Origin of the sequence: Cognatiluteimonas telluris, from assembly GCF_011320095.1 — a bacterium.
GTDB classification, from domain to species: domain Bacteria; phylum Pseudomonadota; class Gammaproteobacteria; order Xanthomonadales; family Xanthomonadaceae; genus Cognatiluteimonas; species Cognatiluteimonas telluris.
Map to the genome: position 1 here is coordinate 1 of NZ_JAANOY010000044.1, position 8635 is coordinate 8635.

The 8635-nt window shown below is 72.1% G+C and carries 10 protein-coding genes; 4 read left to right on the plus strand and 6 right to left on the minus strand.

All coding sequences use genetic code 11. The features are described from left to right. The 4 genes from G7B67_RS12350 to G7B67_RS12365 form a co-directional block, all read left to right on the plus strand. The coding region (locus G7B67_RS12350) for a hypothetical protein (protein WP_207780929.1) at positions 1-192 on the plus strand (192 nt) is incomplete at its 5' end. Positions 193-360: 168 nt separating this feature from the next. Beyond that, complete coding sequence (locus G7B67_RS12355) at positions 361-1218, plus strand: DNA ligase (protein WP_166212869.1); 858 nt, start codon at positions 361-363, stop codon at positions 1216-1218. A gap of 214 nt (positions 1219-1432) precedes the next feature. Further along, positions 1433-1747, plus strand: a complete 315-nt coding sequence (locus G7B67_RS12360; protein WP_166212871.1) for a hypothetical protein — start codon at positions 1433-1435, stop codon at positions 1745-1747. A gap of 119 nt (positions 1748-1866) precedes the next feature. Then, positions 1867-2565 (plus strand): glycosyltransferase, encoded by a 699-nt coding sequence (locus G7B67_RS12365; protein ID WP_166212873.1) that lies wholly within the window; start codon positions 1867-1869, stop codon positions 2563-2565. 3 nt (positions 2566-2568) lie between these two features. On the opposite strand, the gene G7B67_RS12370 is transcribed toward G7B67_RS12365, so the two are convergent. From G7B67_RS12370 to G7B67_RS12395, 6 genes are all read right to left on the minus strand, one after another. Further along, complete coding sequence (locus G7B67_RS12370; protein ID WP_166212875.1) at positions 2569-3447, minus strand: DMT family transporter; 879 nt, start codon at positions 3445-3447, stop codon at positions 2569-2571. A gap of 94 nt (positions 3448-3541) precedes the next feature. After that, positions 3542-5044, minus strand: coding sequence for a sensor histidine kinase (locus tag G7B67_RS12375; RefSeq protein WP_166212877.1), 1503 nt, complete (start codon positions 5042-5044; stop codon positions 3542-3544). A gap of 101 nt (positions 5045-5145) precedes the next feature. Beyond that, entirely contained in the window at positions 5146-6291 is a 1146-nt protein-coding gene (locus tag G7B67_RS12380; RefSeq protein ID WP_166212879.1) for a GGDEF domain-containing protein, read from the minus strand. Between the two features lie 271 nt (positions 6292-6562). Then, positions 6563-7471 carry an EcsC family protein gene (locus G7B67_RS12385; protein ID WP_166212881.1) on the minus strand — a complete coding sequence of 303 codons (909 nt, stop codon included), beginning with the start codon at positions 7469-7471 and terminating at the stop codon, positions 6563-6565. A 30-nt stretch (positions 7472-7501) separates the two neighbouring features. Beyond that, positions 7502-7987: a Cu(I)-responsive transcriptional regulator gene (gene cueR, locus G7B67_RS12390; RefSeq protein ID WP_425482451.1), complete on the minus strand. Its 486-nt coding sequence runs from the start codon at positions 7985-7987 to the stop codon at positions 7502-7504. Beyond that, the coding region (locus G7B67_RS12395) for a heavy metal translocating P-type ATPase (protein ID WP_166212883.1) at positions 7971-8635 on the minus strand (665 nt) is incomplete at its 5' end. The genes cueR and G7B67_RS12395, both read right to left, overlap by 17 nt.

Genomic DNA, 8635 nt, shown 5'->3' on the forward strand with positions numbered 1-8635 from the left:
GCGGCGGGGCGGGCGTTGCGTGCGCACGACCCGCAGGCCGAACGCCAGGCGCGGCGCGCGGTGGACGCGGCGAAGGTCGCGCTCGGCGAGCGCGGGCGGTTGTGGTGGCGCGACGGCGCGCCGGATTACAACCGGCGGATGGCGCGCAACACGCCCTACCGCGCCTGGTTCGAGGCGCTGCCGACAGCCTGACGCACGCGCCGTGCACGCACGCTCTCACGACGACGGCATCGGGCGTGGACTGGGGTGATTTCCGACATGCCGGAACGCAGGTCTCCGGTGGCCGTCGGGTCAACGGCCGACAGCCGCCGCGCGGAGCTGCGGGCACGCTGGCGCCATTCAAACCCCGGCGTGGCGTCCATGCTCCTGCGCACTGTGTTGCTCACCTGTTGCCTGGCATGGCCGCTGCGTCCGGCCGTGGCCGCGGCGCCGCCGCGGGTGATGCTGCCGATCGTCTATCGCGGTGGCCTGCCGGTGCGCGATTACTGGATCAGCGAAAAGCTCGATGGCGTGCGCGGCCATTGGGACGGCCACCACCTGTGGGCACGCAGCGGTGCGGCGATCGATCCGCCGGCGTGGTTCACCGCCGGCTGGCCTGCCGTGCCGCTGGATGGCGAACTGTGGATCGCTCGCGGGCGCTTCGACGCCATCAGTACGCTGGTGCGCACGCCTGGCGCCGATGCCGCCGGCTGGCACCAGGTGCATTTCATGCTCTTCGACCTGCCCGCCGATGGCGGGCCCTTCGGCCAGCGCGTACTGCACCTGCGCGCGCTTGTCGCGCGGTCGCACGCGGCGACGCTGCGCGCGATCCCGCAGTTCCGGCTGCCCGACAGGGGGGCGCTGGACGCGCGCCTGCGCTCGGTGGTGCGCGCGGGCGGCGAGGGCCTGGTGTTGCAGCACGATCGCGCGCGCTATGTGCCCGGGCGCAGCGCGACGCTGCTCAAATACAAGCCCTACGACGACGCCGAAGGACGGGTGGTCGCCTACACCGCCGGGCAGGGCAAGTACGCCGGCCAGGTCGGCGCGCTCGTCGTGCGCACGCCTGGCGGCCTGCAGTTCCGCATCGGCAGTGGCTTGAGCGATGCCGAGCGCGCGCACCCGCCACCGATCGGAAGCCAGGTCACCTACCGCTACAACGGCCTGACCGCGAACGGCACGCCCCGCTTCGCGCGCTTCATGCGCATCCGCACCGACATGCCACCACCGGATCCGCACTAGACGCGCCGCGCGGCAAGCCGGCGAACCGCGGCGCACGCGCCGCACTGGCGCCGGGGCAGATGGCGCGGGCGTCCGGTGCAGTGGGTGAACGGCGCGTGCATGCGCACGGCTCAGCGCGGATTCACGCTCGCGCGTCGGTGTTCACGGGCCCTGGCCATCGTCGTCCCTAGGCTGGAGTGGTCACCATGGGTCGGCCCGCGTGAGGACATTTGCCATGCGCATCGTGTTGAAGCTCGCCGCCATCGCCGCCATCGCCGCAGGTGCATGGACGCCGTCGCTGCACGCCGGCGAACCCGCACCGCCGTCACCCGCCCGCGCGCCAGCGCCACCCGCGCACGCCCCCGTGAGCGCCGTCGGACGCGCGATGGCCGCCTTGCTCGGCCAGGTGCGACAACCGGCCGCGCCGTCCGCGCGCGCAACGGCCACGCAAGCGCCGCCTCCCACCGTGGCCGCCACGACCCAGCCCGCCCAGCCACGGGTCGCGCCACGGCGCGACAGCGTCGACGCCGAGCAGGTCGCCGTGCACTGACGGCGCGTGCCCGCTGTTGGCGGGCCAACGACTGCCGCGATGCCGGCGCGCGTGCGGGTGCGATCCGTCGCCACGGCGCCGGGGCATCGCCGTGGCGTGTTGCGTGCGATGCTGCCGACATGCTCTCCCTGATCGTCCCGGCGCATGACGAGGCCGCCTTGCTGGGGCCCACGCTCGACGCGCTGCGACGGGCTGCCTCGGCGCTGCCGATCGCGCACGAGCTGATCGTGGTCGACGACGCGTCCACCGATGCCACCGCCCACATCGCCCATGCCCATGGCGCACGGGTGTCGCGCATCGCCAGGCGCCACATCGCCGCGGCGCGCAATGCCGGTGCGTTGGCGGCCCGCGGCGAGCGGCTGCTGTTCGTCGATGCCGACACCCACGTCGATGCCGCCGTCCTGGCCGCGGCGATGGCCGCGCTCGATGCGGGCGCCGTCGGCGGCGGTGCGGCCGTGCGCCTGCACGGCGAGCGCGTGCGCTGGCTCGAGCGGGCCTGCACGCGCCTGCTGATGGTCGCGTTCCGCTGGACGACGATCGCGCCGGGGTGCTTCGTGTTCTGCACCCGCGCCGCGTTCGACGCCGTCGGCGGCTTTGACGAACGCTGGTACGCCGGGGAGGACGTCGCGATGAGTCGCGCCCTGGCCGCCCATGGCCGCTTCGTGATCCTGCGCGAGTCGGTCCTGACTTCCGACCGCAAGCTGCGCACGTTCAGCCTGCTCGACCACCTGCGGCTGGCGCTGCGCCTGCTCGTGCGCGGACGGCGCGTCCTGCGTTCGCGCCACGCGCTCGGCCTGTGGTATGCGCGCCGGCGTTGACCGCTAGCCGGTCGCGCGTCGCGCCCGGGCCACGACCAGCAACGCGATCGCCAGCAGGCCCATGCCGACGCCTTCGGGCGGCGATGGCACTTCGCCCAGCAGCCCCCATGCGAACAGCACGCCGAGGATCGGCACCACCAGGCTCGACAAGCCGGCCACCGAGGTCGGCAGGCGATCGACCACCCACGACCACAGCAGCCAGGCCAGGCCCGACGCGAGGACCGCGTTGTAGGCCAGCGCGAACAGGAACGGCGGTGTCCATGCGATCGGCCGTTCGTCGGCGAAGGCGGCCAGCAGCACCAGCCCGACCGATCCGGCAAGCATCTGCCACGCGGTCAGCGACAAGGCCGAAACCCCGCCGCGCAGGAACACCCGCTTGCTCAACACCATCCCGATCGCCCAGGCCAGGCCACCGGCAATGGCGAGCAGCGCACTGCCGAGGGCACCGACGCCGTGCCAGGGATCGATCACCAGCGCCAGTCCCACCAACGCAATCACCAGGCTGATCCATTGCACGCGCGACGGCCGCTCGCGCAGCACCAGCCACGCCAGCAACACCGCCCAGAACGGCATCGTGTAGGCGAGCAACGCGGTCTTTCCCGCCCCGCCGCCGACCAACGCCAGTTGCACCAGCGCCTGGAAGGCGAACGTCTGCGCAAGACCAATCGCCAGTACCGGCGCCCATGGCGGCGGTCGCAGCGACACGCGCCGCCAGCGCAGCGCGGCGAACAGCACCAGCGTCCCGAGCGCATAGCGCCAGGCGGCGAACTCGAACGGACCCGAGTAGCGCAGCACCTGCTTCATCACCACCCAGTTGTAGCTCCACACCAGGCTGAGCAGGAGCAGCCACAGGACGGCCTGGCGACGCGCGCGATCTGGCATGGCGGGAACGATGGCGCGCGAAGGCGGTGGCCGATGATACGCAGCAACGCGGGCCAGGCCGCGATCCTGCCGCGCGCCTGCGCGCGCACGGGCCTCAGGCGTCGCTCGCGCCCGCCATCGGCAGCCGCACGATGAACTCGCTGCCACGACCTTCGCCTGCACTGCGTGCGACCACCCGGCCCCCGTGCCGCTCGATCAGGCTGAGCACCAGCGACAGGCCAATGCCCAGCCCCGCCTGCATGCCGTCGACCTCGCGGTGCAACTGCATGAACGGCTGGAAGATGGACTGCAGCTTGTCGGACGCGATGCCGATGCCGTCGTCGCGCACCGCGATCGCGGCGTCATCGCCATCCCGCCACGCCCGCAACCGCACGTGGCCCCCGGGGCGACCGTAGCGGGCGGCGTTGTTGAGCAGGTTGGTGAGCACCTGCGCCAGGCGCATCGCATCGCCGACCACCGGCAGCGGCGCGTCCGGCAGTTCCACGGCGAGCGACTGCCGTTGCGCATCCAGCAGCGGGCGGCTGGTCTCGATCGCGGCGCGCACCACCCCGCGCAGGTCGACGGGCGCCATCCGCAGGTGCAGGTGGCCGCGGGTGATGCGCGAGACCTCCATCAGGTCGTCGACCAGGCGGGTGAGCTGGTCGACCTGGCGGGCCATGATCGCGTGCAGTCGCGCCGCCCGCTCCGGATCATTCGAGCGTTGCAGCACCTCCAGCGCGCTGCTCAGCGGGGCCAGCGGATTGCGCAGTTCGTGCGACAGCGTCGCGAGGAACTCGTCCTTGCGGCGGTCGGCTTCGCGCAGGGCGAACTCCGCCTGGCGGCGCGCGGTGATGTCGGCGAACAGGATCCCGACCTGGCGCGCCAGTGGATCGCCGACACGATAGGCGTAGACGTCGTACCAGCGTCCGAGGGCCTGGGCTTCATGCTCGAAGCGCACCGGCTGGCCGCTGCGCGCGACCTCGCCGTAGAGGTCGAACCAGTGCTGCTCGTGCGAGGGGGCCAGTTCGCGCATGCGTCGGCCGACGGCATCGCCCAGGCCGGTTTCGGCGACGAAGCGCGGGTTGGTCTCCAGGAAGCGGTAATCCACGGCCTTTCCAGCGTCGTCGAACAACACTTCGACCACGCAGAAGCCGCGATCGATCGCATGGAACAGTGCGCGATAGCGGTCGTTGAAACCGACCCCGGCGGAAATGTCGACCAGCGACCCGAACAGTTCGCACCCGCCGCCATCGTGCCGCGGCGAGCGCTGGCCGCGGGCGACCGCCCAGCGCACGCCGCCGTCGAGCGCGAGGAAGCGGATGTCCTCGCTGAACATGCCGCTCCCCGAAGGATCGAACGCGGCCTGCAACGCGCCCCCGATCCGGGCCTGGTCTTCCGGGTGCACGCGCGCCATGACGTCGGCCCGGGTCAGCCTGCCGCTGGCGGGGAGCCCGCAGATCTCGCGACAGCGCTCGTCCAGCGTCACCCCATCGGGCAATTCGATCGCGCTCCATGTCCACATGCCAAGGTGGGCGACATCGATCGCCAGCTGCGCGCGTTGCTCGCTACGGCGCAGCGACTCGAACTTGTCGTTGGTTTTCCGCGCGCGGCTCTGCATCGTGACAACGGTCCCCTGCGGAGGCACGGCCCGGCCGCGTCATCCTGCCCAACGACGGCCAGTCTATTGGGCGGGCGTGAAGCCGCCGATGACAGGCCGGCTCAGGCCGGGGCGAGCCGCGTGCGCAGGGGCGCGCGGATGCGGTCGGCGCGGCGTGCGACACCGGCGACCCGGTTCTTGCCGCGCGCCTTGGCCGCGTAGAGCGCGTGGTCCGCGGCCAGGATCAACTCTTCCGGCGTAGTCGCCGCCGACGCCACCAGTGCGGCGACGCCGATGCTGACGGTGACGTGGGCCGCCACTGCCGAATCCGGATGCGGCAAGGCGGCCGCCTGCACCCGTGCCCGCAGGCGCTCGGCGAGCCGGCGCGCGGCGCGCAGGTCGCGCCCGGGGAGCAGCAGCACCAGCTCCTCGCCGCCATAGCGGGCCACGAGGTCGCGGTCGCCCTCCAGGGCCTCGCTGCACAGGCGGGCCAGCACGCGCAGGCATTCGTCGCCATGCAGGTGACCGCAGGCATCGTTGAGTGCCTTGAAGTTGTCGGCGTCGACCAGCAGCAGCGCCAACGTCGCCTCCCCGGCCGGCGCGCGCTGCCATTCCAGCGCCAGCCGCTGGTCGAAGCAGCGGCGGTTGGCGATCCCGGTCAGGCCATCGCTCATCGACAGTTGCGCGAGCTTGCGATTGGCGGCTTCCAGTTCGGCGGCAAGGCGGGCCAGGTGGATCGCGCCGGCGACCTGGTCGGCGATGGCATCGAACACCAGGCAGGCATCGTGGGTGAAGAAATCCGAGCGCGTGCTTTCGATGTTCAGCACCCCATGCAGGCGCGTCCCATGGCGGATCGGCACCAGGTATTCGGCGCGCACCGCGCAGTTGCCCGGCACGTAATCCGGATCCTGGTCGACATCGGTGATCAATTGCGCCACGCCCAGGCGCGCGCAGCGCCCCGCGGCGCCGACGCTCACCGGCCAGCTGGGCACCAGTTGCGGCTGGTCGAGCTCCAGCTCGCCGGCCCAGACTTCGTTGACGAAGGCGGTACCGGCGTCGTTGAGCAGCACGATGCTTGCCAGCGCCACGGGCAGCCGCTGCACCAGGCAGTCGACGATCCGTCGCAGCACGGCATCGATGCCTTCGCCCTGCAGGGCCTCGCGCGACACGCGTGCGAGCAGTTCGGCCAGGCGCACGGGCCGCTGGCTGTCGTCATCGCCCCATGGTGCCGGCGGCCGTTGCTCCGACGTGGATGCGTGCGTGGTCATGCCACCCCCTGGCCGGGAGTGTAACGCCGCCCCGCCGGCCGCCAGACGCGATCCCGGCGCCTGCGCCCGCTCAGCGCCCCGCAGGCACATGGCCTGGTCGTAGGCCTGCGCCGGGCGTTTCCTCCGTCGCGTCGCGCGGCGCGTCGCCCGGCTCGCGATCGCCCTCCCAGGCCTTCCCCAGCAGCGGCAGTCGGGTGCGCCGAAAATCCGATCGCGCGGCGTGCGCGAGCCTGGTTGGTCGACGCCGTGCAGGGCGCACGGGGATGCCACGTCAGGCGGATGCCGCTGCCACATCCACGCCGGTGCCCGCCACGCGAGCTTGCTGCAGGCGCCGATAGGCTTCGCGCACCACGGCTTCGCCATGGCGATCCTCGAGCCGCATGACGATGAAATGCCCGCGGGCCATCGCCTGGTAGTGATCGGTGAACAGGGTGTTGAGCAGTGCACCGGTGCCGGCGCTGAGGACCGGCACCACCTGGGCGGCCGCCTTCTCGCTGAGCACGATGCCAAAGCGCGACAACACCGCTTCGATCAGCCGCGCGAGGTAACTGCCGGCGCGCTCGGGCGAGAGTGCGCGGCGAAGCGCGTGTTCGCCCGCATGCTGGCCGGCCTGCCTGGCGGAGATGTCGACCAGTTCCCTGGCGGCATGCTTGCCGACTTCGGCCACCAGCGAGCGTGCCGCGTAGTAGCCGGACTCGGCGGCATCGTCACGGCGCGAGGACCCGCCCAGCGCGAACACCTCGATGCACGCCACCTGCACGCGCGGATCGGCAAGCGAAAACCCTTCGCTGCGCGCGATGTCGGCCACCGCGCGCATCATCAGCGTGGTGGTCACCGGCAGTTCGGCGAGCAGTCCCCAGCCGCCGAAGAATCCGCCGATGGCGCCGGTCGCCGCCGTGGCCAGCTTGTGCAGCCGGGTGGAGGCCGGGGCCGGAGTGTCGTCCATCGTCGACAACGCGCCCTGCACCGCCTTGTGCATCGCCACCCGCAACGCCGCATGCAACTTCGCGCGCGCCCGGGCCGGGAGTTTCGACGCCGCGACCTCGATCGGCGCGCCGAGCAGGTTCACCAGCTGGATCGAAAACGCGGGCTGTTCGAGCAGGGCCACCGCGCGGCGCAGGTCGGCCATGTCGTCGGCATGCAGCAGCAGCGCATCGAGTGCGTCGTCGCAATGGTTCATGGCTTCATTCTGCGGCCACCCGGCGCGCATTCAAGCGCGCGACCCGGACCGGGCCCGTGGCGGGGGCTTGCCACCACCCAGGTCGTCGAGGATCGGACAGTCCGGCCGGTCGTCGCCGTGGCACCGGCGCGCCAGCTGCGCCAGCGTGCGCTGCATCGATTGCATGTCGGCGATGCGCTGGCCCAGCTCGTCGACGTGCTGCTGCGCCATCGCCTTGACCTCGGCGCTGGCGCGCGCGCGATCGGACCAGAGCGCGAGCAGGACCTTGATCTGCTTCATCGAAAAGCCGAGCGTGCGTGCGCGCTGGATGAACCGCAGCCGGTGCAGGTCGGCATCGTTGTACAGCCGGTAGCCGGCCGCCGTGCGCGGCGGCTCGGGGAGGATGCCCAGGCTTTCGTAATGGCGGATGCGCTTGGCCGACACGCCCGTCAGCGCGGCGGCCTGGCCGATGTCGTACAGGCCCTGCGCGCGTGCGTCGCCGAGCGCGGGAGGTGTCGGGTCACGCCGCATGGTCATCGTCTCCAGGCCGTTCGCGCGCGGGCTTCCAGCGCTTGAGCCACAGGGTATTGCCCAGCACGCTCAAGGAGGAAAACGCCATCGCCGCAGCGGCGACCACCGGATCCAGCAAGCCCGATGCCGCCAGCGGGATGCCGACCACGTTGTAGCCGAAGGCCCAGAACAGGTTCTGGTGGATCTTGCGCGTGGTGCGGCGCGAGATGTCGATCGCATCGGCAACCAGCGACAGCTGCGGCCGCACCAGGGTGATCGCGGCGGCATGCATGGCCACGTCGGTGCCCGAGCCCATGGCAATGCCGACGTCGCTGGCCGCCAGCGCGGGGGCGTCGTTGATGCCGTCGCCCACCATCGCCAGCACGCCGTCCTGCTTCAACCGCCGCACGAGCTCGACCTTCTGCTCCGGGCGCACGTCGGCATGGACTTCGTCTATCCCCAGCCGCGCGGCGATGTCGCGCACCGCGCCCGGGTTGTCGCCGGAGACCATGACCGTGCGGATGCCCAGGCGCTGCAGCCGCGCGATCGCGGCCTGCGCGCCGGCGCGCGGTTCGTCGCGGAAGGCGAGCAGTCCCTGCAGCCGCACACCGTCGCCGGCCGCGCGCGCCAGCCACGACACGGTGTGGCCCTGCGCGGCCAGCGCCTGCGCGCGCG